The organism is Desulfosarcina sp., from assembly GCF_046496365.1.
Classification (GTDB): domain Bacteria; phylum Desulfobacterota; class Desulfobacteria; order Desulfobacterales; family Desulfosarcinaceae; genus Desulfosarcina.
Genome location: NZ_JAWOHB010000037.1, coordinates 43,685 through 66,812, shown reverse-complemented (window position 1 = coordinate 66,812; position 23,128 = coordinate 43,685). Strand labels below are relative to the sequence as shown.

At 57.5% G+C, this 23,128-nt stretch carries 21 protein-coding genes; 10 read left to right on the top strand and 11 right to left on the bottom strand.

Annotated features, from left to right (window positions below; genetic code table 11):
* Positions 1–13: 13 nt before the first annotated feature.
* The 3 genes from R6V78_RS02320 to priA form a co-directional block, all read right to left on the bottom strand.
* On the bottom strand, positions 14–634 hold the full coding sequence (locus R6V78_RS02320; protein WP_410287710.1) for an HAD family hydrolase: 621 nt from the start codon (positions 632–634) through the stop codon (positions 14–16).
* 95 nt (positions 635–729) lie between these two features.
* The gene (locus R6V78_RS02315; RefSeq protein ID WP_410287709.1) at positions 730–1,533 is read right to left on the bottom strand and encodes an OS_HP2 family (seleno)protein; all 804 of its coding nucleotides are present in this window, start codon (positions 1,531–1,533) and stop codon (positions 730–732) included.
* Between the two features lie 144 nt (positions 1,534–1,677).
* Positions 1,678–4,167: a primosomal protein N' gene (priA, locus tag R6V78_RS02310; protein WP_410287708.1), complete on the bottom strand. Its 2,490-nt coding sequence runs from the start codon at positions 4,165–4,167 to the stop codon at positions 1,678–1,680.
* Between the two features lie 189 nt (positions 4,168–4,356).
* Between priA and R6V78_RS02305 the strand changes: the two genes are divergently transcribed.
* Positions 4,357–4,656 carry a hypothetical protein gene (locus R6V78_RS02305; RefSeq protein WP_410287707.1) on the top strand — a complete coding sequence of 100 codons (300 nt, stop codon included), beginning with the start codon at positions 4,357–4,359 and terminating at the stop codon, positions 4,654–4,656.
* A gap of 114 nt (positions 4,657–4,770) precedes the next feature.
* Positions 4,771–5,397 (top strand): uracil phosphoribosyltransferase, encoded by a 627-nt coding sequence (upp, locus tag R6V78_RS02300; protein ID WP_410287706.1) that lies wholly within the window; start codon positions 4,771–4,773, stop codon positions 5,395–5,397.
* A 127-nt stretch (positions 5,398–5,524) separates the two neighbouring features.
* Here the strand turns inward: upp and R6V78_RS02295 are convergent, their stop codons facing one another.
* Positions 5,525–6,952 carry a coniferyl aldehyde dehydrogenase gene (locus tag R6V78_RS02295; protein WP_410287705.1) on the bottom strand — a complete coding sequence of 476 codons (1,428 nt, stop codon included), beginning with the start codon at positions 6,950–6,952 and terminating at the stop codon, positions 5,525–5,527.
* 185 nt (positions 6,953–7,137) lie between these two features.
* On the opposite strand from R6V78_RS02295, the gene R6V78_RS02290 reads away from it, so the two are divergent.
* From R6V78_RS02290 to R6V78_RS02280, 3 genes are read left to right on the top strand one after another with little or no spacing between them, the layout of a single operon-like run.
* Positions 7,138–8,376, top strand: a complete 1,239-nt coding sequence (locus R6V78_RS02290; RefSeq protein WP_410287704.1) for an MFS transporter — start codon at positions 7,138–7,140, stop codon at positions 8,374–8,376.
* A 38-nt stretch (positions 8,377–8,414) separates the two neighbouring features.
* Positions 8,415–8,987, top strand: coding sequence for a cob(I)yrinic acid a,c-diamide adenosyltransferase (locus tag R6V78_RS02285; RefSeq protein WP_410287703.1), 573 nt, complete (start codon positions 8,415–8,417; stop codon positions 8,985–8,987).
* Positions 8,975–9,649, top strand: coding sequence for an FAD-dependent oxidoreductase (locus tag R6V78_RS02280; RefSeq protein WP_410287702.1), 675 nt, complete (start codon positions 8,975–8,977; stop codon positions 9,647–9,649). Before R6V78_RS02285 ends, R6V78_RS02280 begins: the two co-directional genes overlap by 13 nt.
* A gap of 115 nt (positions 9,650–9,764) precedes the next feature.
* Here the strand turns inward: R6V78_RS02280 and R6V78_RS02275 are convergent, their stop codons facing one another.
* From R6V78_RS02275 to R6V78_RS02250, 6 genes are all read right to left on the bottom strand, one after another.
* Positions 9,765–9,953 (bottom strand): CooT family nickel-binding protein, encoded by a 189-nt coding sequence (locus R6V78_RS02275; RefSeq protein WP_410287701.1) that lies wholly within the window; start codon positions 9,951–9,953, stop codon positions 9,765–9,767.
* Between the two features lie 80 nt (positions 9,954–10,033).
* Positions 10,034–11,437, bottom strand: coding sequence for a sigma-54-dependent transcriptional regulator (locus R6V78_RS02270; protein ID WP_410287700.1), 1,404 nt, complete (start codon positions 11,435–11,437; stop codon positions 10,034–10,036).
* A 3-nt stretch (positions 11,438–11,440) separates the two neighbouring features.
* Positions 11,441–12,958: a two-component system sensor histidine kinase NtrB gene (locus R6V78_RS02265; RefSeq protein ID WP_410287699.1), complete on the bottom strand. Its 1,518-nt coding sequence runs from the start codon at positions 12,956–12,958 to the stop codon at positions 11,441–11,443.
* Positions 12,958–13,458, bottom strand: a complete 501-nt coding sequence (locus R6V78_RS02260) for a hypothetical protein (RefSeq protein ID WP_410287698.1) — start codon at positions 13,456–13,458, stop codon at positions 12,958–12,960. Before R6V78_RS02260 ends, R6V78_RS02265 begins: the two co-directional genes overlap by 1 nt.
* A gap of 112 nt (positions 13,459–13,570) precedes the next feature.
* Positions 13,571–14,134 carry a hypothetical protein gene (locus R6V78_RS02255; protein ID WP_410287697.1) on the bottom strand — a complete coding sequence of 188 codons (564 nt, stop codon included), beginning with the start codon at positions 14,132–14,134 and terminating at the stop codon, positions 13,571–13,573.
* 126 nt (positions 14,135–14,260) lie between these two features.
* Positions 14,261–15,409, bottom strand: coding sequence for a sulfite exporter TauE/SafE family protein (locus R6V78_RS02250; protein WP_410287696.1), 1,149 nt, complete (start codon positions 15,407–15,409; stop codon positions 14,261–14,263).
* Between the two features lie 633 nt (positions 15,410–16,042).
* Here R6V78_RS02250 and R6V78_RS02245 point away from each other — a divergent pair.
* The 5 genes from R6V78_RS02245 (at position 16,043) to R6V78_RS02225 (ending at position 22,043) form a co-directional block, all read left to right on the top strand.
* Positions 16,043–18,127: a molybdopterin-dependent oxidoreductase gene (locus R6V78_RS02245; RefSeq protein ID WP_410287695.1), complete on the top strand. Its 2,085-nt coding sequence runs from the start codon at positions 16,043–16,045 to the stop codon at positions 18,125–18,127.
* Positions 18,128–18,198: 71 nt separating this feature from the next.
* Complete coding sequence (locus R6V78_RS02240) at positions 18,199–18,714, top strand: 4Fe-4S dicluster domain-containing protein (protein WP_410287694.1); 516 nt, start codon at positions 18,199–18,201, stop codon at positions 18,712–18,714.
* Positions 18,715–18,729: 15 nt separating this feature from the next.
* Positions 18,730–20,886 carry an FAD-dependent oxidoreductase gene (locus R6V78_RS02235; RefSeq protein WP_410287693.1) on the top strand — a complete coding sequence of 719 codons (2,157 nt, stop codon included), beginning with the start codon at positions 18,730–18,732 and terminating at the stop codon, positions 20,884–20,886.
* A gap of 46 nt (positions 20,887–20,932) precedes the next feature.
* On the top strand, positions 20,933–21,145 hold the full coding sequence (locus R6V78_RS02230; RefSeq protein WP_410287692.1) for a hypothetical protein: 213 nt from the start codon (positions 20,933–20,935) through the stop codon (positions 21,143–21,145).
* 118 nt (positions 21,146–21,263) lie between these two features.
* Positions 21,264–22,043, top strand: a complete 780-nt coding sequence (locus R6V78_RS02225; protein WP_410287691.1) for a 2Fe-2S iron-sulfur cluster-binding protein — start codon at positions 21,264–21,266, stop codon at positions 22,041–22,043.
* Positions 22,044–22,134: 91 nt separating this feature from the next.
* On the opposite strand, the gene R6V78_RS02220 is transcribed toward R6V78_RS02225, so the two are convergent.
* Complete coding sequence (locus R6V78_RS02220; RefSeq protein WP_410287690.1) at positions 22,135–23,031, bottom strand: dihydropteroate synthase; 897 nt, start codon at positions 23,029–23,031, stop codon at positions 22,135–22,137.
* Between the last annotated feature and the right edge of the window lie 97 nt (positions 23,032–23,128).

Genomic DNA, 23,128 nt, shown 5'->3' with positions numbered 1-23,128 from the left:
GTGGTCCTGGCGCTTATAAACCCAGTAGATCCGCCACCTCGGCCAGATGACGGATATGGTGGCCGGCATTCAGTTTCGGGTTGCGGTAAGCCACAAAGGGGACTCCGGCCGCCGCGGCAGCCATTTCATCCACCGGGGAGTCGCCCACATAGAGGACTTCATCGGCTGCGGCGCAAAAGTGGTCGGCGACTTTGATCAGTGCTTCGGGGTGGGGTTTGGGAAACTGGACGTCCAGGGCGCACACGACCAGGTCGAAGAGGTGGTCGATGCGGTTGTCTGCCAGCACGCGGGCCATGGTATCGGTGCGGTTGGTGGCCACCGCCGTCTTGAAGCGTGGGCGGAGTGTCTGCAGCAAGGGCACCAGGCCCGGTTCCATGCGCATGAACTTCAAAAAGGGCAGGTATCCCAGTTGCCGCCGGTAATCCTGGGCGGCGCTGCGGATGGTTTCGTCCCGGATCAGGTATGCCAGCGATTCGTCGACGGTGTGCATGTGGGCGTAGGCCAGCTGTTCGGGTGTCATGGCCGGCAACTGGAACCGGTTCAGCACGTGGTCGTAGTAAGCCCGGTTGGCCTCCCGGGAATCGAACATGACCCCGTCACAGTCAAAGGCAATGACTTTCAGGGGGCGGTTCACTGGCACAACTCCTTTTTGCATATTAAAAACCCTACAGCACCGACAACCCCATCTCGGTAATTTTGCATGCGCATCGGGTTCTTTGCCGCGTGCGCTTACCCGCCGCTGGTGTTTTTTGTCGGCGAGGAACGCTCGGGTTTCGGCGTCGCCGAAATAATCTGGCCGTAAACCGGTATGCTGATTGTTGGTCTGATCGCGCTGTCTGTGGTCAGGATGACCGTGTCCGCGTAGCGGCCCGCGACCGTTTTTTTGTTCTCAATCGTCAGGATATAACCTTCTGCGTCGGTCTGGCTGAACTCTTGGACATCAAAGGCAATATCCTTTCCGTTGCGGGCTTTGACATCTAAAATCTTAAATGGGTAAGCCTTTTCGCGGGTGATGGTAATCGCTTTCTTGATTTCGGTGCCCGCCGCACCCACCAACCTGGCATAGGCGGGTTCCATGCGGGCAAAGTGCAGCACCGATCCGGTTACGTTCAGGGTTATCCGGGCGTTAACCGGGTCATTGGTGAAGACTTCGATGTATTTGTTCAGGGTTCTGCCGCCGTAGCCGCTGGTGTTGACCTTGATACTGATGGTTCCCTCGCCGCCGGCGGGGATCTGCCTCGGATAGGAGGCGACCGAGCAGCCTCAACCGGTTTTTACCTGGTTTATGGCAAGGATGTCGTCGCCGGTATTTTTTATCGTAAAGTCATGGGTGACTTCGGTACCGTCCACCACCGCCTGGAATTCAAACTTCAGTTCAGGCAATACCGCCGCCGGTTTTGCGGTGGCCGCGGTGGCGGGTGGCGTCGGGCGGGTCGAATCGTTGCCGGAGGTCGGCTCCGATGCAAACACGGTGGCAGCTGTGACCCAAAGCACCATCCACGTGGCCGTGAGCGCAAGCATACGGTATTTCATCTGGGGTTCTCCTTGTTGGTCCGCGATGGCGAAAACAACCCCCGCAACCTGCAGCGGAGAGGTTCCTAAATGTGTTGGTAAGGGGTGCTTTTCGCGTATATTACCAGGCGCCCATATTTAAGCTTCGGCGCCGATCCTGTCAAGCTACATCAAAAAAAACGGATCCACGTCAACGGAGACTTTGATCTGTCTGCCGGCGGGAATCGCGCCCCGGCCCAGGATCAGCTCATGGACGAACCGGTGTAGGGCGGCGGTATCCGGGCTGTTGATCAGCACCTGCCAGCGGTGGCGGTTGGCGATGCGGGCCAGGGGTGCCTCGATGGGGCCCATCACATGAATCCGGCCGTGAAACGGCCCGGCAGCCGTCAGCATCTCCCGACAGTTTGCTCCAAGTGCCTTGGCGTGTCCGGCGGTATGCTGCGGGTCTTTACCGGATACGCGGATGGCGATCATGCGGGTGAACGGGGGGTAGCCCAATGCCTTGCGAAACCCAATTTCCTGTTTGAAAAACGCCTTAAAATCCTGGTCTTTTGCCGCGAGGATGCTGAAATGCCCGGGGTTGAACGTCTGCAGGATCACCCGACCGGGTTGATCCCCCCGTCCTGCCCGTCCGGCCACCTGGGCCAGCAATTGAAAGGTTCGCTCCCCGGCTCGAAAATCAGGGAAATTCAGCGTCAGGTCCGCGCATACCACGCCCACCAGGGTAATGCCCGGGAAATCATGCCCTTTGGCCACCATCTGGGTGCCCACCAGAATATCGATCCGACGGTGCTTCAGATCTTTGAGCAGGCCGATGATCGACCCTTTGCGCGTCATGGTGTCCCGGTCCATGCGCGCCACCCGGGCCCCTGGGAACAGCTGCTCCATGGCCTCCTGAACTTTTTCGGTTCCCACGCCCAGCAGTCTGATCTTGTCGGACCCGCAGGATGGGCAGGTGGCGGCGGAGGCTTTTGAAAAGCCGCAGTAATGGCAGCGAAATGCATTGGCGCGCTTGTGCAGGGTGAGGGTAATGTCGCAGTTTTTGCATCGAAGCGGCTGCCCGCAGTGGGCGCAGATGGGACAGGCCGAAAACCCCCTTCGGTTAAGGAAAATAAGGGCCTGGTTGCCGCTGTCCAGGGTTTTGCGGATGGCTTCCTGGAGCTGTGGGGTGACGTAGCGGCGGATGCCGCGGTCATCACGGCTCTGGGAAAGATCAACAGTCTGGATGGCCGGCAGCGGATGGCAATTGACCCGCCGGGTCAGACCGACCGTTGCATACTTGCCGACGGTGACATTGTGCCAGGACTGGACCGAGGGGGTTGCCGATCCCAGGATTGCCAGGGCGTTGTGGTGACGGGCCCGGACCACGGCCAGATCCCTGGCATTATAGCTCAGACCGCCTTCCTGTTTGTAGGAGGGGTCATGTTCCTCGTCCACGATGATCAAGCCGACCTCGCCAAAGGGGGCGAAGATGCAGGAACGGGCACCGATGGCGATGGCCGCCTCCCCGTTGGCAATCCGAAGCCACTGGTCATAGCGTTCACCCTGGGACAGGCCGCTGTGGAGGACCGCCACCGTTTCTCCAAATCGGGCGCGGAATTGACGTTCGGTCTGGGAGATAAGGGCGATTTCCGGTACCAGCACCAGCACGTGAAGCCCCTTTTCCAGGGCGGCCATGGTCAGCTGAAGGTAGATCTCAGTTTTTCCGCTGCCGGTGACGCCGGCCAGCAGAACGGTTTTAAACCCCTGCCCCAGCAGCGGGTCCATCACCTGCAACGCGGCGGCCTGTTCGGCGGTGAGTTCGGGCGGGGTGTCCGGTTCAATGGGATCGCCGAACGGATCCCGGTGCACCATCTGCTCATAGAGGTTGACCTGGCCTGCTTTTTCCATTTTTCGCACCAGCGCTGGTGCGGTGTGGATCCGTGTTTTCAGCGCCGCAACGCTCAGGTCGCCTTCAGTTTCCAGAACCCGCCGGATGGCTTGCCGCTGCACGGAGGGTCGTCCGGACAAAAAGGTGCCACCCTTGACCGTCGCCATGCGTACGGTTTTGGGTTGAATCTGCCGGGATTTTATCTGGCGATCGACGTGGATCCAGCCCCGCTGCCGCATCTGATGGATCAACGCCCATGATACGTGCTGGCCGATCTCTTTTTCCAGTTGTTTGATCCCAGCCGGCCGCTTCTCCAATGCAGACAAAATAATGCCTTCCAGGGGCGCAAGGGGTGCTGCGGTCATGGCCTGAACGCCTGCTGCGCATAGGGTCAGGACGGCGATATCGTGAAGATTCAGCCCGGACGGCAGCGCGGTGCTGATCACCTGCCCCAGCGGGTGCATGTAATAGGCGGCGGTCCATTCGAAAAATGGGATCATTGCCGCAGGAAAAAGAGGGGTTTCATCGAGCACATCCAGAATGTGCTTGATTTCCGGAGGGTCCGCCCGGCACGCCGGGCCGAGCAGGTATCCGGTGACCGTCCGCCGGCCGAAAGGTACCAAAACCCGCTTGCCCGGGCAGGCCTGCGGCGTGAGGTGAGGCGGGACGCTGTAGGTGAAAATGTCATGGACCGGCAGGGCCACGGCCACAGCCACGGTTTCCCGGTGATGTTCAATTTGATTTTCCTTGACAGTGATCAAGGCTTCTTTTAGTTTGAAATTCATTGTGTTGCAACCCTTCTCCCTGTTGGCAAGCTGCCTGGTCAGCGCATTATAGCCCCGGGATTTTTCGGTTTCAACCCTATCATGCGTTGCAAGCGGTGCCGATACCTGTTATTAATTTAAATATCGACAGTTTACTCGCCTTGCACCGCTGCGTGAAGGCATCTATACACAACCAAAGGAGGAAACGGTATGAACGGGTTTTTGAAACGCCTGGTCGTCCTGCTGACCGCGCTCTCACTGGTCGCGGTTCCCTGTATGACCTGCTTTGCCCAGGATCTTGCACAGGATAAAGATGTCATTGCCGGAAAAATGGCCGGCGATGCCCTGATTGTCAGGCCGCTGGGAATTTGCGCCACGGTGATCGGTGGCGCGCTCTTTATCGTATCCCTGCCGTTTTCCGCCCTGGGCGGCAACACCAAGCCGGCCTACGATTACCTGCTGGCGGATCCCTTCAACTTCACCTTCAACAGGCCGCTGGGTGAGTTCTGACCATTTATCAAGGCCTTGACGGCTTCGTAAATCCGCTTTTTACGAACGCATCAAGGCCTTGAACTTTCGGGAAAATGCCCGGTGACTGGCCACCGGGCCTGAAAAGGAGGATGTGTGCCCGTCCATCTTGTCGACCATCCGTTGATCAGACACAAAATTGGGCTCATGCGTGGGCATGATGTATCAACTAAAATTTTCAGAGAATTGGCCAATGAACTGGCCACGCTTCTCACCTATGAGGCCACCAAAGACCTGGAGACTGAAACCACATCAATCAGGGGGTGGGCCGGTGAGGTGGTTGTTGAAAATATCAAGGGCAAGAAGATTACCGTGGTTCCGATCCTGCGAGCGGGCCTGGGGATGATGGATGGTGTGCTGAACCTGATTCCGTCGGCCCGGGTAAGTGTGGTCGGGTTGTATCGCAATGAAGAGACCCTGGAACCGGTGCGCTACTACGTCAAGATGACCAGCAACATGGAAGAGCGGATCGCCCTGATCCTGGACCCCATGCTGGCCACGGGCGGCACCCTGGTGGCCACCATCGACCTGCTGAAAGAATCCGGCTGCCGGCAGATCCGGGGGCTGTTTCTGGTTGCCGCGCCCGAAGGGCTCAAACGGTTGGAGAAGACCCATCCCGATGTGGATATTTACGTGGCGGCCATCGATGAAAAACTTAACGATATCGGTTATATCATTCCTGGCTTGGGCGATGCGGGCGACAAAATTTTCGGGACCAAGTAAACGTCTGGGCCAAACCATTGCCCCCAGTTAACCCCCATGGAACCCGTGATGCGCCTGTTGCCCAAGCGGGCGCTTTTTTTGTCCCCATCGACCCAGGAATTCAGCTTCGCGTGCCTGGGCGCATTCTTCAGCGAAACAGAAATCGATAGAGCCAGCGGTGGATGCGCCGGCCGTAGGGCGGCCAGGCCAGACGGGTGCTGTTGAATCGTCCCCGCTCGAATACCGGTCGCGCCTTGGAAAAGGTCAGAAATCCGGCCCTGCCGTGATAGGCGCCCATGCCAGACTGTCCGACGCCGCCGAAGGGCAGGTCGTCCTGGGCAACGTGGGCAAGGGTGTCATTGATGCATACCCCACCCGATCGGGTCTGGTTGAGAACGGTTTGGGTCCGTTGGCTGTTTTCATCGAAATAATACAGCGCTAGTGGCCGGGAACGGCCGTTGATATAGTCGACAGCCTCGGATAGCTGCCGGTAGGTGACGACGGGAAGGATGGGGCCGAATATCTCCTCTTGCATAACCGTCATGGCACGGGTGGGTTCTAGGACGAGCCACACCGGCATTTTGCCGGTACCGGAAAAGGCTTCTGCCGATGGATTGATCTCCACCAGACGCCCGCCTTTTTCCCTTGCGTCGGTCAGGTAGTCGGACAGCCGGTTGAACTGCCGTTGGTTAAGGATGGCGGTGTAGTCCGAGTTGGCCGCCATGGTGGGGTATATGCGGGCCACGGCTGTTGAAAAGGCCTTTACAAATGCATCCAGACGATCTTGCGGGCAGAGGAGATAATCAGGTGCGATGCATGTCTGCCCGGCATTGAAGCACTTGCCGAAGGCGATGCGTCCGGCGGCGCTGTCGATGGGGTAGTCCGGTGCCACCAGTGCCGGTGACTTCCCCCCCAGTTCAAGGGTGACGGGGGTGAGGTTCTCGGCCGCGGCGTGCATCACGCGGCGACCGACGGCGGTGGAGCCGGTGAAGAGCAGGTGATCGAAATCCAGCCGTGAAAAGGCTGCGGCAACATCGGCTTCGCCGCTTATCACGGCTACATGATCGTCAGCGAATAGGCCGGCCAGCATTTCCCGAAGGGCCTCGGTGGTGTTCGGGGTGAATTCACTGGCTTTGATCATGACCCGGTTGCCGGCTGCCAGGGCACCGGTCAGCGGTCCGATGGTCAGGTAGACGGGGTAGTTCCACGGGGAGATGATGCCCACCACCCCCAATGGCTGGTAAAGCACCCGCGCCCGTGCCGGTTGAAATATCAGTCCTACCCGTCGCCGGTCGGGCCGCATCCAGCGGCTCGCATGGTCGACCGCATACCGGATGCCTGCGAGGCTGGGAAAGATTTCAGCCATCAGGGTCTCGTCGCGGCTGCGCCCGTTGAAATCCATGTCAATGGCCTCGGCCAAGCGGTGCCGGGCCGCCTTCAGGGCTGAGGCCAGCCGTGTGAGGTGCCCTTTGCGCCGGCCGGCCGAGGGCATCGGGTCCATTTGAAAGGCGGTTTGTTGTCGGTTGAGCAACTGCTGCATGGCAAGGAATCTTTTATCCGGGGTGTCTGGCGGCATGGGCTGATCGTGCTCCTGCTTGATGTGATCGATGCGTTAAATTAACCATCTTCTGATCATTCGAAACCGTCCATACTGAAAAAACTTGTCATCGTACCGTGTGCAACGTATTCTGCTTCCATCGTTTTTCGACGATCGGGGAATCGGTTTCCGGAAGTCGCCATTTCAGCACAAGGCCGGGATTCATGAACACCTCTATTTGGACTGCGCTGCGTGTATTCGTTCCCTTTGCCGCCGGGTATTTTCTCTCCTACCTCTACCGCGTGGTCAATGCGGTCATCGCTCCGGATCTGGTGGGTGATCTGCGCATCGGTCCGTCGGCCCTGGGCTTGCTGACCGCCACCTATTTTATTGCCTTTGCCTCATCGCAATTGCCGCTGGGCGTACTGCTGGATCGTTTTGGTCCCCGGCGCGTGGAGGCTTTCCTGCTGCTTTTCGCCGGACTGGGGGCCTATCTATTTTCCCGATCCGAATCCTTGGCCGGCCTCGTGGCGGCCCGGGCCTTGATCGGCTTTGGCGTGTCGGCCTGTCTGATGGCGGCGTTCAAGGCGTATACGCTGTGGTTTTCAAAGGAAAAATGGCCGCTGGTGAACGGCTTTCAAATGGCGGCCGGCGGGCTGGGTGCGCTGGCTGCCACGGCCCCGGTTGAAACGGCATTGCATGTGACCGATTGGCGCGGCGTCTTCATGGTGCTGGCCGTGCTCACCCTGCTGGTGGCCGTTGCTGTTTACAGCGTGGTTCCCGAAAAACCGTCCAGCCCCGCCGGGGAGCGCTTTTCCGAACAAGTGCGAGGCGTCAAAACGGTATTTACCAGCCTTGAGTTCTGGCGAACGGCGCCGTTGACCACCATGTCCCAGGCATCCTTTCTATCGATTCAAGGCCTATGGGCCGGACCGTGGCTCAAGGATGTGGCCGGTCTGGAACGCATGGCGGCAGCCCATGTGCTGCTGTGGATTGCCGTGGCCATGATTGCCGGCTTCATCCTGCTGGGATCGCTGGCCGGGCGGTTGAGCCGTTCAGGGGTCAGTGTGCTGGCGACCGCGGTGGCGGGTATGTGCCTGTTCATGTGTGTTCAAGTACTGGTTGTGGTCGGGTCCGTCCGCTGGATGCTGCCCATGTGGGTGCTGTTCGGTTTTTTCGGCACCTCGGGGATCATTGCCTATGCAGCCCTTTCCCAGCGGTTCCCCGTACAGTTGTCGGGGCGGGTTACCACGGCCGTCAATCTGCTGGTCTTTATCGCCGCCTTCATGGGGCAGTGGGCTGTTGGGACGATCATTGGTTTCTGGCCGGTTGATGCAGGCGGACACTATGCCCTGGCGGGCTATCGGACCGGCTTTGCAGCCATGCTGGCCCTCCAGACGCTGACGCTGCTGTGGTTTTTTATGGCCAGTCGGATGATCATGCGCAGGGACGACAAAGGTTAACCTGAGCGTCCGAAAATGGTGGCATTCAGGGAGGTGCGATGAAAATATATACCGGTACGGGCGATCGGGGGAAAACCAGCCTTTTCAGCGGTGAACGGGTTTCCAAAAGCAGTCTGCGCCTCGAAGCCTATGGTGATCTGGACGAACTCAATTCCTTGATCGGTGCCGTGGTGTCGGCATTGGATGTAAACCAGCCTGAATTGAAGGCTGAAATCCAGGCCCTTCAGGTGCTGCTGCTTGAATCCGGCGCCTGGATGGCGACGACCCCCGGATCCGGTTCCGCCCGTTTTTTAAAACCATTTACCCATGACCCCGCTGAAATGCTGGAGGCGGCCATCGACCGGATGAATGCATCCCTGCCTGAACTGAAACATTTTATCCTGCCCGGAGGGCACCTGTCCGCATCGCTGGCCCATATGGCCCGCACCGTTTGCCGGCGAACGGAACGGCGTGTCGTCGAACTGGTCGAACATGAAGACGGCGAGTCGGGTGCCTCCGGTACCATGAAGCATATCCTGATTTTTCTCAACCGGCTCTCCGATTATCTTTTTGTGGTTGCCCGCACCTGCAACCATGTTTACGGTCATGGGGATAGGGTGTGGAAAGATTAGCTGGAAAGGGTCTGACCACCGCGGATCTGGTGGCCAGGGCATGCCTGGCTCCCGGATTCCTGGAGCTGCGTCTGAGCCGTCCGGCGGATTTCACCTTCATCCCCGGTCAGTATGCAAGCTTTATCATGAAAGGCTACCGGCGCGACTATACCATGGTTTCGGCCCCGGACTCCGAGACCATCGATTTTTGCGTCGCCTTGATAGAGTCGGGACGGTTTTCGGGTGACATTCAGCGGGCCGGCCTTGGGATGCCACTTAAATTGTCCGGGCCCCACGGCTATTTCGTATTCCATAGCCATCTGAATCCGGCGGTGTTCGTGGCCACGGGCACCGGCGTGGCGCCCTTTGTGGCCTTTTGCCGAAGCGGGGCGGTTCCTGCGCTGGTGCTCCACGGCGTCGGCAGCCCTGAGCGGCTGTTCTATCAGGATCTTTTAAGGGCCGCATGCCGTGAATATGTGCCTTGCCTCAGCCGATCCGCGAAAGGCCATGCCGACTTAAAAAACGTATTTGCGGGTCGTGTCACCAGATACCTGGAGCACCACCTGCAAGCGGGCATCTATGACTTTTACCTGTGCGGTCGGCGGGCCATGATTCGCGATGCCACCGCGTTGATCGACGAACGCTTCAGCGGCTCGCGTCTGTTTGTAGAACCATACGATTGACGGTTTTTTGAAACGTCCCCTTTCCGCTTTGCCTTGATCCTACACGACCGCGGCGCAGTGAATAGGGGCTCATCTCTAACCCTGCAGGAAACCGGTGCACACCATCTGCCCCGCCTTATACGGGCGCAAACACCATTCGTTTTTCACTGTTGTCAAAGCGGATCATGGTGGCGTTGAGGATTCGCTCTTCGCCAAAAATGTTGACCAGGCGCATGCTGCCGGCCACCTGCTCGATGAGATCCACATTTTCCAGTACTTTTTCTTGGACGCCGTTTTTTAGGACAAAGACGCTGATGTCGCACATGGGGCTGCTCCTTTCAAGGGTGTCTGTATGAGGGTCGCCGCGCAGCGGCTGAATCAAGGTTTGGGCCCATCCCGCTCTCCTCACGGCTGCCGATACGGAACCGCGGTGATGCCATAGCGGCGCATGATCTGCTGCAGGGCCTGGCGCTCCAGGCCGCAGGCTCTAGCCGCCTGGGTGACATTGCCCTCGTTCAAGGCAAGCATGTGACCGATGTAGGCGGCATTGAAGGCTTTCAGGTTGTTCTCTTTGGCCTCCTTATACGGAAGGTCGATAAAGGTCGTGCTCTCGTCGGCCAAGGTGGTGGAAGTGGTCCTGCGCCCGATGCCAACGTCCGTGGGGGTGATCTCATCGGTGGGGGAAAAAAGTATTCCCTGCAGGATCATATTTTCCATCTCACGCACATTGCCCTCCCACCGGCGGCCTACGAAGGCATCCATCAATTCCGCTGAGAAATGTTTCAAGGGTTTGTCCAGTTTGGCACAGTGTTTTTCCAGCAGATGACTGGCGATCAGCGGGATGTCTTCGGGGCGGTCCCGCAGCGGCGGAAGCGCTATGGGCAGGACATTGAGCCGATAAAAGAAGTCCTCGCGGAATTCACCCGCCCTGATTTTCTCGGACAGGGGCTGGTTGGTGGAGGCGATGATCCTGACATCCACATGAATCGGCCGGGCGTCACCCAGGGCCTTGATCTCCTTTTCCTGAAGCACCCGCAGCAGTTTGGTCTGAATGGTGGTCGTGATGTCGCCGATTTCATCAAGGAAAATCGTGCCGGTGTGGGCCTCCTGGAACAGACCTTTCTTGTCTCTGGTGGCATGGGTGAACGCCCCTTTTCTATAGCCGAACAGCTCGCTTTCCAGAATCTGCTCTGGAACGGTGGGACAGTTCACGGCAATAAAGGGACGATGGCTGCGGTTGCTCAAAGCGTGCACCGCCCTGGCGGTCAGATCTTTGCCAGTGCCCGATTCACCGGTAATCAGCACCGTTAGATCGTTTTTGGCGACCATCAGGATGGTTTCATAGACCCGCTGCATCTGGGGGCTTTTTCCGACCAGCTCCTGAAACATATCCGTTGCCTGGCACTCATGGTGCAGCCTCAGGTTCTCTTTCATCAGGCGGCTGCGTTCGAAGGCCTTTTCCAGACGCATCACCAGCGCATCGTGATCGAAGGGTTTGGTGATGAAATCGTAGGCCCCGCGCTTCATGGCTTCCACGGCCATCTCGATGTGTCCGTAAGCGGTCATCATGATCACGGTTATTTTTTCACCGCTATCGGCTTTGACTTGTTCCAATACATCCAAACCGCTGATGCCGGGCATTTTGATGTCCGCCAGGACCAGGTCGTAGTCGCCGGCGCGAATCATTTCCAGGGCGGCTTCTCCGGAGGATGCGGTATCCACCCGGCAGCCCAGTTCAGGTTCCAGGCTCCTTTTGAGCAGCGTCAGCATATCCGGTTCGTCGTCAACGATGAGAAGGTTCTGCACCATGGTTTACCTCCCCGAAAGCGGGGCCGTGGTCGGCAGGGCGATGGTAAATGCGGCCCCTCGGCCCGGTTCACTTTTAACGGTAATGTTGCCGCCATGGCCTTTGATGATGCCATAACTGACCGACAGCCCAAGGCCCGTGCCTTCACCGGTGGGTTTGGTGGTGAAAAAAGGATCGAAGATTCGCAGCAGGTTCTCTTTTGCGATGCCATGCCCCGTATCAGACACCTCAACCGTGATGCGGCTGGCCGAATCGTTGAGCCCGGTGGTTATTTTAATGCCGCCGTTGCGCTTCACCGCATGGATGGCGTTCATCAGCAGATTGATGAGCACCTGCTTGATCTTCTTCGCATCCATGCGCACTGGGGGCAGGTCTGGTGCGAAGACGGTTTCGATGTGAATGTTTTCCAGGTTGCTGTGGTGGCGCACAAAACCGATCACCTCCTCAATAATAACGTGGATGTCCAGATGCGCCATCTGGGGACTGGATGTTCGTGCAAAATTGAGCAGGTCTTCGACAATGGCCTTGCAGGACCGGACATGTTTTTCGATGGTTTTCAGGTCCGTGTAGCGGTCTGAGCGGGTGTCTTCGCTGCGCAGCAGCAACTGGGTGTAGCCCAAGATGATGCCCAGTGGATTGTTAATTTCGTGGGCGATGCCCGAAGAGAGCTCGCCGATGGATGCCAGCTTGTCCGCCTGAGCCATCTGTTTCTGTATCAACCGGCGCTGTTCGATGTCCTTGATCAGAAAATGAATGGTTTCGCCATCGTCGTAGGAGCTTTTGGCCAGGCTGCCCGATAGCAGCACCCGACGACGGGTGCCGTCTTTCAACACCAGGTCGAACTCTTCGCTGGAGATGAACCCGCGGTCTTCGATGTGTCGACTGATCGAATCCCAGTCCTTGGCGCTTGACAACAGTTCCTGGAAGAACCCTTTGTCAATGGTGTCGTCCCCTTCCAAACCATGGAAGCCGACCATGCTTCTTCCCGCCGGGTTGAGATTGACGATCCGCCCGTCACGGCGCGTCACCAGGATCATGTCTTTGGAAACCTCGAAGATCCGGCGGTACTTCTGCTCGGAAATCGCCAGTGCCTCGGTGCGCTTTTCGACCAGCTGCTCCAGATTCTGATTGAGGTAGAGCAACTCCTCATGGGCGGTCTGCAGGGCCTGGCGGTCCTTGACGATGGTGCCGTAAATCGCCCAGGTCCGCTCGAAGAAAAGGGTGACCGAGGCGACGACGATGAAGGTGAAGGTGTTGACGGCGCCGGAGAAGGGCTGGATGGCTGCCCACAGGTCCTGGCGGCCAACCAACAGAAAGATTTGCTTGAGCAGGTGACCGGCGGAGCGGGAGACGGCAAAAATGGCCAGGGCCGCACACACCCACAACAGGTAGTTGACGACAATATTGGTGGGTTCGATTTTTTTCAGGCGCAGGCTGTACCCGAGACTGATAAAGGAGAAAACGATCATCAGGACGGACCCGACAACGTCGATGAACCAGATGGGGAAAAAGGTGCCGGTCATCAACGGATTCCTTTTTGGGGCTGATCTTTGCGCGCCTCAATCAACATGAATCGCAGTCCCAGCATCAGGAACACCATGGCCGGTACACATAGCAGATGATCCAGCTTGGCCACATAGTAGACAACGGCCACCCAGTTGCGATCGCCGGCGGCGGTGATGCGGATGTGCCAAGGTCCGGTATTGCTGACATCAACGGCCAGAATTTGTTCGTCGAGGAAGTGAACCAGGAAGGCATCGGCGTTCCAGAGAATGAAAAAGAAGGCCGCATACTGGATATAGCGCCATCCGGGTGCTTTCACCAGCCCGGCCTGCCGCAGCCAGTAGATCAAAAGCACCATGGAAAGCAGGAAAAAGATATGGGCGAACTGGTGGACCCACACCCCTTCGACGCCCGCATGGCCCTGGGTGGCCAGGGCGGGCGAGTCTGCCAACAACGTCAGGCAGAAACACCCACCTGCAACTGCATAGCGCGATAGGCGGTCCGCGATGTTTCGGATCATGTTCATCCTTTTACGCCCAGTATTCCTGATGAATCGGCTATGGGATTGACTGTTTGTCAACCTTTCACAGTCCGTCAATGCCAGCTGGATGTGTTGCAGGGCTTGAGCTGCTTTAACGGCCGGCTTTGTCGGCGGCGTCCAACATTTTCTGCACGCCTTTAAAATAAGGCAGATGGGGCCTCATGTATTTGAACAGAATGCGGCTGAGGATGTACATCGGTATGAATGTGAACATGTAACCCACACCGTTGGCGAACAAGAAGGAAAGGGGTGCCGCCACCGGGAAATCCACCTCGGCGAAGCGGGAGCCCAGCCAGCCCATGGCAAAGGGCAGCGGCCATAAAATGGCTGCACTGTGGGCCACCATGGTGAAAAAGCTCTTTCCCCAGACATCCGTCGCCTCTTTGTTCAATGCCTTGTAACTCTCCTTGTCGCCCGCTTGGTAAGCCATCATGGACAAGCGCTCTTTTTCCCGCATTTCAGTCGTCATCTGGTCCACGTAGGGTTTGTTGAATTTCAGAGCCAGGGAAACGGAAAGTTCGCCAATAATGACACAAAGACAAGCCAGGTTGAAGGTTCCAATCAGAAAGTCGAGGATAGGGATATGGGTCAGCCGGTAAAAGAAAATCAGGAACTGATCCGTATGGACATAAATACTGTGGAAAAAGTTTTGCATGGATGTTGAACCGACCGTTGATGTTTGTCATGCGGAGAAGTCCGCACAGATGGCTCCAGCGATAATACCGGTGCCGGCAGGCATCTTGCCGGCACCGGCTTATTTTCAGGCCGGTAACGAATCTATTTAGAAAGGCATCTTGATTCCGAAAAATCCAAGCAGTGTATATTTCAGACCGATGTATGCCGCCAGCACAATGAAAATTCCCTTCAGAACTTTTTCAGGAATGTATTTGCCGGTTCGCGGGCCGATCATGGAACCGATGAAGATACCGATCAGTTCCACACCGATCAGTGGCCAGTGAATCATGACGCCCTTCAGAACCATGAAGTTGAAAATGGCGAAAATCATACCGATCAGCACGGAGAGGGCGGAGGTGCCGGCGACCACGAACATGGGCAGGCCCACCACGCTGGTCAGGAAGGGAACATACAGGAATCCGCCGCCGATGCCCAAAAACGAAGCCAGCGCCGAAATGAAGAAACCGCCGGCAAAGGCCCAGATCGGGCTGAAACTGAAGGTCTGACCAAAAAAGGAGATTTCGATCTTGGAAAGGCTCCATTTCAAGGTTTTGACGCCTAGGTTTTCAATGGCGACCTTTGATTTGGCTGCTTCCTCAAAGGCCTTGGCGGCCGCTTTGGCCGCTTTCTTGGAGGCCTGCCCTTTGGGGCTCATCTCATAGACCATGAACCCGCCGATGATGAACACCACCAGGCCGAAGTACCCCTGGTACTGGGAGAATTTGACTTTGCCGGCGGTGGTGAAGACGATGAGCAGGGTGGCGAAAAGGGCGCCGATGCCCAGGAAAAATCCCAGGGAGGCCACCAGCCGTTTCTGCTTCCAGTAGTTGAAGCTGGAAACCAGGGCGGACGTTCCCACCAGCCACTGGTTGGAGACGCGGATGCTGTCCGTGATTCCTTTGTTCAGCGCCGGTGACGTATCTTTGAAGGTTTTTGCATAGCTGCCCAGGCCATAGATCGTCATGTGACCCACGCCGGCCATGATGCCGCCGAAGGCACCCACGGTGGAGAAGATCCAGCCTACCCAGATGGCCCACAGGAAACCCACGATCGGGTTGAGTTGCGGGCCGCCGGGGATACCTAAGAATCCGGGTTTGGCATTGGGGTCGATCTGGCCCTTTTCGGTTCCCTGGGGTGCCTGGGCGATGGCCTCTTCCAGACTGGCACTATGGGCCGTATCGGTCACCAGCATCGGCACTGCGGCGAAACAGAAAATCAAAAGCAACACGGTTACAAATTTCAAGTTGGTGTTCATCAATCTCCTCCACAATGTTGGGAATAAAGACCGAAACCCATATCGGTCGTCGTGCATATTCAGGATGAACTGAATTCATCCCCCAAAAAAACGCCTTACATCCTGCTTGCATCACCTCCAGTCCGATGAAATAAAAGGGCTGTCCGGTTATGAGCAAGTTGCATGCCATTGAACGCCCGTTGAAGGAGGAGAACGGGTTCCCAGTGGATGCCAAATAAAACTTAATATTAACAGGCTATTGAAAAATATTTTCAATCTTTCATTTCAATGGGCGATCCGCGTAGGAGCCTGCCGTGGGTGGGCAAGGCGCATTAATTATGTTGCTCCGTTTAATATCCATTTGAATGTACAGCATTTATTAAAAAACTAGGAAGCGCAATAAAAATATTTCGGTGCAAGAAAAAATGAGCACCGTATGCTGAAAATGTTACCGATAATTACCGGAAATGACAGCTCCGGCAGGCGTTTAATTTATAACAAGCTGAAAAATTAATGTTTTTAAATTTTTTATGGTTGTCGCGTTTTTGTATGCAACCCGGAATTCTGGTACGCATGTTGCTTTGTTGAAGGAGCCGATTTCGCATTGAATCGTAATCGAAACCGCTTGCCGGTTTACTATGCTGGAGGAATACTATGCAAAAAGAAGTTTACAGTCTCTGTTTTATGTGCTCGATCCGCTGTCCCATCAAGGTCAACGTCAAAGACGGTCAAGTGGTCTGGATCGAAGGCAATCCCCACGTGGCCGGCATGGAGGGCAGCCTGTGCCCCCGCGGTGCGGCGGGGACATCGCTGCTCTACGACCGCCAGCGCGTTCAGAGCCCGATGATCCGGGTAGGCGACCGTGGCTCGGGAAATTGGCGCAAGGCCAGCTGGGATGAGGCCCTGGATTACGTGGGTGACAAACTCAAGGGGATCATCGACCAGTATGGCGGCCACAGCGTGGTGCTGGGCGAACGAACCCAGTTGGCCACGCATGTGAGCAAGACCTTTTTGAAAGCCATCGGTTCACCCAACCATTTCACACATGACGCCCTGTGCAAAGGGTCGGTGAACACGGCCTGCCGTTCGCTTTTCGGCCTCACCGACGGACAGATCGGGGTCGACTACCGCAATACCCGGCACATCGTGCTTTACGGCCGCAATATTTTCGAAGCCATTTCGGTCAAGGAGGTCAACAACCTTATGGCGGCCATGGAGGACGGGGCCAAAATGACCTATATCGATCCCCGCGTATCGATCACTGCCACCAAGGCCCACCGTTACTGGATGATCCGGCCGGGCACCGATCTGGCGCTCAATTATGCCCTGATGCACGTGATCCTGGATGAACGGCTCTACGATGCCGCATTTGTGGACCGCTGGGTGCACGGTCTGACCGAACTTCAGGATTTTGTTGAACCGTATTCGCCCAGGTGGGCGGAAGCGGAGACTGGGATTCCGGCTGGGGAAATCGTTGCCCTGGCCCGGGAACTGGCTAAGGATCGGCCGGCCGTGGCGTTTCATTACGGCTATCGCGGTGCCAGCCACACCAATGAAATTTACCTCCGCCGCTCCATTCTCATGCTCAACGCGCTCATGGGTTCCATTGAGACCAAAGGCGGGATCTTCTTTAAAAAAGGCCCCGGTGAGGCCGGTGGCAAAGCCGCCCGCAAACTGGTGGATCAGGAGTTCCCGAAAATCGAGTTTCCCCGTTTCGACAAAGTGGGTACAGCCGATTTCCCGCTGCCGGATCCGGCTCATGGGGCGCCACATCGCCTGCCCCATGCCATCATCAACGCCGATCCTTATCCCATCAAGGCGCTGTTCAATTTTCGGTTCGAGCCGCTCATGTCCATCGCGGACACTGAATTGACGCGCAAGGCGCTTGACCAGTTGGATCTCATTGTGACCATTGACATCAACTACAGCGATATCGCCTGGTACAGCGACGTGATCCTCCCCGAGTCGACTTACCTGGAGAGAACCGACTGCATTCAGCAGGCCAACGGCCTCAAACCCCAGATGTTCTTGCGCCGTCAGGCGGTTACACCGCGCTACGACACGCGTGAAGGCGCCATGATTCTCAAGCAGATCGCCGACCGCATCGGCACCGGCGATTATTTTCCCTATGCAAACATGGATGAGCTGGTCCGCTGGCAGCTGGAGGGCACCGGCTTTACCATGGAAGATTTTGACGCCAAGGGGTTCGTGGCCTACGGCAAAAAACAGATTTTCTGGGATCGCACCGATGGCCTCAAACTCAAGACGCCGTCCAAGAAGATCGAGTTCAAGTCTGCACTGCTTGAGGATGCGGGATTTGAGTCTTTTCCGGCCTACGAGCCCATGCCGTCGGCCCAGCCGGACACGTTCCGGCTGGTCACCGGCCGGACGGCCTTGCACACCCATGTATCCACGCAGAATGTGGAATACCTCAATGAGCTGTGCGGCGAGAACCTGTTGTGGATCAACAACCGCAAGGCCGCCGAACTGGGCATTGCCGACCGGTCGATGGTTGAAATCGCCTCCAGCCGTCACAGCGGAAAGATGCGCGCCTATGTTACCGACCTGATCCATCCGGAGTGCGTTTTTCTGCTGCATGGCTTCGGTCATCAGGCCAAGCGGGCCGAGCGATCCTATAACAAAGGCGTCAGCGATGCGGCCCTGCAGGAGAACATTTATGACAAGGTGGGCGGAAGCCCCGCCTATCACGATACCTTCGTCACGGTTAAGGCCGCCTGACGGGTCGCAAGGTTCAAACTGGCCCTCGGTCGGAGCAGACGCTGCGGGAAAATAAACAGGAAAAGAGGACTATGAGCAAATATTATCTTTTTCAGGACACCAAAAAATGTATTGGCTGCCACGCCTGTGAAGTGCAGTGCAAGGCCAACAAAAATCTACCCATGGGCCCCCGGCTGTGCCAGGTTATTCAGGTGGGACCGAAAATGATCGGCGGGCTTCCGCGGGCGGCTTATATTTTCATGCCCTGCTTTCACTGTGAAAACCCCTGGTGTGTGGCCGCCTGTCCCACCGGCGCCATGCAGCAGCGCAGCAGCGACGGCATCGTCTTTGTGGACCATAACCTCTGTGTGGGCTGCAAGACCTGCATTTCCGCCTGCCCATGGGGGGCTCCCCAGTGGAATCCGGAAACGGGCAAGGTGGTCAAGTGCGACTACTGCAAGGACCGGGTGGATCAGGGCCTTAACCCCGCCTGCGTGACCACCTGCACCACCCATTGCCTGAAGTTTGGCAAAGTGGAAGATATGACCCAAATCCGCAGGGAGCGCCATGCCCAGACCGTCGCATCGCTGGAGCACTGCGCGTTCTGAAACAAGAGGTCATCCATGTCCAATAGCCAATGCCCGGTCACGGAGAGCATCCAATTTATCGATGAAATCATCGGCAGTGGCGGTCTGAAGCAACCGAAAAGCCGACGGATCGCCGAAGAGATTCACAGCCTTCTTGAAGATGTGGCCTGGGGGCGCGCCGGTGAGGATCATCTGCCGGCGGTTCACGGTTTGATCGGCGAGCTGTTCCAAGAGGCCGCCGAACCGGAAGGCTACCGGCTGGGCAAACACCTTCACCAGACCATGGAGACGCACGGTGAAGTGTTCGAGAGCCATGTGAGAACGCACAACTGCCCGACTGAAACCTGCGAATGGCTGACGCCGGCACCGTGCCAGATGGCCTGCCCGGCAGGTATCGACGTGCCCACCTATGTGACCCTGATCGGCCAGGGGAGGGACGCCGAGGCCATCGAAGTGATCCGCAAGGACAACCCCTTTCCGTGGGTCTGTGGGCTGGTCTGCACCCGACCCTGTGAGTTCATGTGCGTGCGCGGCCGGATCGACACCCCGGTTTCAATCAAATTTCTCAAGGCATTTGCCGCCGAACGGGCCATGTCCGAAGGCACCTACCGCAATCCGCAAAAAGCACCCGATCAGGGCAAAAGAATCTGTGTGATCGGCGCCGGGCCGGGTGGCCTGAGTGCGGCCTACTACCTGGCCTTGAAAGGGTATGGGGTTCACGTGATCGAGGCGCTGCCCACGGCCGGCGGCATGATCATGGTGGGCATCCCCCGCTATCGGCTGCCCCGGGAAGTGATCGACCGGGAAGTGGGCATGCTGGAGGAACTGGGGGTGACGTTTGCGTTCAACACCCGGTTTGGCGAAGATGTGACCCTGGACCAATTGCAGGCAGAGGGTTATGACGCTTTTTTCTTCGCCATTGGCGCCCATAAGGCCTATAAACTGGGAATTCCGGGGGAGGGGGATTTTCCTCAGACGGTGGAAGCCATCGACCTGCTTCGCCGGGTGGCCCTGGGTGACCGGCGGATGCCCGGAAAACGGGTGGTGGTTGTCGGAGGCGGCAATGTGGCCATCGATGCGGCGCGAACCTGCCTGCGCCTGGGCAGTCCGGAAGTAACCATCGCCTATCGCCGGACCCGTCACGAAATGCCGGCTGATGAAGAGGAGGTCGAGCAGGCCGAGGAGGAGGGGGTTCGGTTCTCTTTTCTGACCATTCCAGCCAAAATCGTGGGTCAAGACAACAAAGTTTGCGGACTAAGCTGTGTCCGCGCCCAGTTGGTGCAGCGCGAAGGCAGCAGTCGCATGTCTCCGGTTCCGGTTCTGGGCAGTGAATATATAATGGAAGCGGATGTGGTGATCAGCGCCATCGGCCAGAAAGTCGACCAGCTCTGCCTGGGTGAACTCGAAACGATGGACTGGACCCGGCGCGGGACCATCGATGTAAACATGGTCACGATGGAAACATCCCTTGAGGGAATATTTGCCGCCGGTGATGCGGTAACCGGTCCGGCCACGGTGATCGAGGCCATCGGCGGGGGGAAGCGGGCCGCGGAGGCCATTGACCGCTACCTGCTGGGTATTCCCCAACCGTTGATGCCGCCTGTCCCTGTGCGACGGCGAAGGGAATCCTGTATCGAGGTTCCCGCCGGCACCAAAACGGTTATCAAGCGGCCGACCATGGACATGTTGAACCTGGATCGCCGCCGGACCACTTTTCAGCAGGTTGAATTGGGATACACCGAAAATATGGTCCGTGAGGAAGCCCGGCGGTGCCTGCGCTGCGACATCTGTCGACGGTGCGGCAAATGTGTGACCGTCTGCCGTGACAAGATGGGCATCAGCGCCCTGGAGTTGGGTTACCTGGACTTCGACCATCCCGGCCATACCGATCTGCGCGTCACCGAGGAGCGCTGCATCGCCTGCGGGGCCTGTGCGGCCAACTGTCCCAACGATGCCATGAAAATTGAGGACCGTGGAAATGAGCGCCTGCTGATCCTTTGCGGAACCATCCTCAACCGGCAGAAGCTGGTTTTCTGCAATTCATGCGGCAAGGCCATGGGGCCCATGAAATATCTGGATTATATCCGCAAACGGACCCAATCCGTCACCCAGGCACCCGAAGGGGCGCTGATCTGTGACAGCTGCGCAAGGACGAAAACCGCCCGATTAAATGTGAATGCACTTCCGGTGTGAACGACCGCCGGTAATGGTGTTGACCGACAGACAGGGGGAAATGAAAATGGTTTTCCGAAGAGGGCAGAAGGTAGAAGTCTACCGCCGCAGTGCGGACGAGAGTTGGGAAGCCTATATGGACCGATTCGTCGGCCTTCACGGCATCATTACCGATCCGGATACGGCCATCAACGATCCGGATTCGCTGGTGGAGGTGAGTCTGGAAGGCAAGGGGACTCATCGGCTTCCCCAGGATTGTCTACGGCCCATCGACGATTGATGATCGTCGATCCAAAAGGGTAGGTTCATCCTTATTTTTGGGATGGGAACTGACTGCCGGACTGCACCATCTACAGGAATATATAACCGATCTGCATGACGCCATACAGGATTAAGCAATGATTACGATGAGTATCGACGGCATCTCCTACCCGGCTGAAGAGGGCCAGAGCGCTCTCCAGGTGGCCCGGGAAAATGGCATCGACATCCCGACCCTTTGTTATCATCCGGCGCTGAAAACCACCGGATCGTGCAAACTCTGTGCGGTGGAAGTGACCAGGCGGACCGGCGGCCGCCGGATTGCCATGTTGGCGTGTATTCTTAAAGTATCGGAGGGGCTGGAAATTAAAACCACAGGACCCGTTGTGGAAGCGGCCCGAAAAAAAGCGTTCATGAACCTGCTGGTCCTGGCGCCTCAATCAAAACTGTTGCGCCGGTTGGCTTGTGAGCACGGTGTTGACCTGGGGCCGCCACCGGACGGATGCGTCCGGTGCCGCCTGTGCATCCGCGTGTGCACAGAGATCGTTCGCGCCGGTGCTCTGAAAATGGTCAAGGTTGATGGTGCCGGTTCCGTGGTACCGGAACCGGATCGTTGCATCGGCTGCGGCACGTGCGCCAACATTTGCCCCACCGGCTCCATCCGCGTGGAGGATCGAGAAAACGTGCGAACCGTCATGATCCGGGATGAACTGATCGGCAAACACCCTCTGGAACGTTGCGAAGGGTGTGGCCGCTGGTTCGCCACCAGGCGATATATCGACTTTATCGAACGGCGCACGGCCCCCCATCCCCATGTTAAGGAGATCCACAAATACTGCGCCACCTGCGCCAAATTGTTTTCCGACCGTACGCGGGCCGCGTCCGATCACTCGGTTAAGACACGCATGCCGGGGCATTAAGAATTACTGATTTTGAAATGACGGGATCCTAAATTCAAGAGCCCCTTCCGCTTGGAAGGGGCTCTTTTTACCTACGGAAGGCCGGTCGGCTTCAGATCTCCAGCCAGGAGTCGGAGTAGAGGGTTTTCCCGAGGATGACGTCGACGGTCTTGGCGTAATCCAGCATCTCCTTGGAAAGGCTGGCGCGGTCGGGTTCGGTCCCGTCGAGCATACCGTAGATCAGGTTGACGATATCCTGGCGTTCGCCCTTGCAGATGGCGGTCTGCTGTTCGTCGCGCGGATCGGTGATGATCGATTGCATGCCGCACTTCATCAGCATCACCGTGTAGGTCTGGTTCAGGATGGGCCGCAGGTGGTCGGGCGGTCCGTTGGAGATGTTGGATAGGCCGCAGGTGCTCTTGGCGCCCGGGGCTATATCCGGGATCATCTTCTGGAACTCCATGAGGCTGATGGCCTGGGGCTGCTGGATGTTCACCGGGGTCACGATGCCGTCCACCCAGATTTTCTCGTTGGGAATGCCGGCTTCGTTGGCGAAGTAAAGCAGTTCGACGCACAACGCGGCGCGCTCGTTCTCATCGCGGGGCAGGCCTTCGGGCCCCCACATCAGGGCGACGAAATCGGCATTGTACTCGGCGGTCATGGGCACCATGCGTTCGTAGCGTTCCGGGCGGCACATGATGGAGTTGACGATGTGCGGGGTGCCGGAAGGGACCTGCTTGATGACCTTCAGGGCCGCTTCGATGGCGTCGATGTTGGAGGTGTCCAGTGCCAGAGGCAGGTCCGGCACCACGTCCTGAACCACCTGAACCACCCACGGCATCAACTCGTGCCCGTCCTTTTTGGCCGGACCCAGGTTGATGTCGATGTAATCCATTCGCTTTTCCTTCTGGAAAAGGGCCTCTTCCTGGATCGGTTTGGGATTGCGCTCCTTGAAAGCACGGCCGATCTTCGTTGATATGACATTTAAACTCTCGCCGATAAGTAGCATACGACTTTCCTTTCTTTTTCTCGGCATCATGCTCCGGCCAGTGCTTCGGCCACGGATGACGCTATTGCCAACATGATGGCCGGTGAGCCGGCCAGGA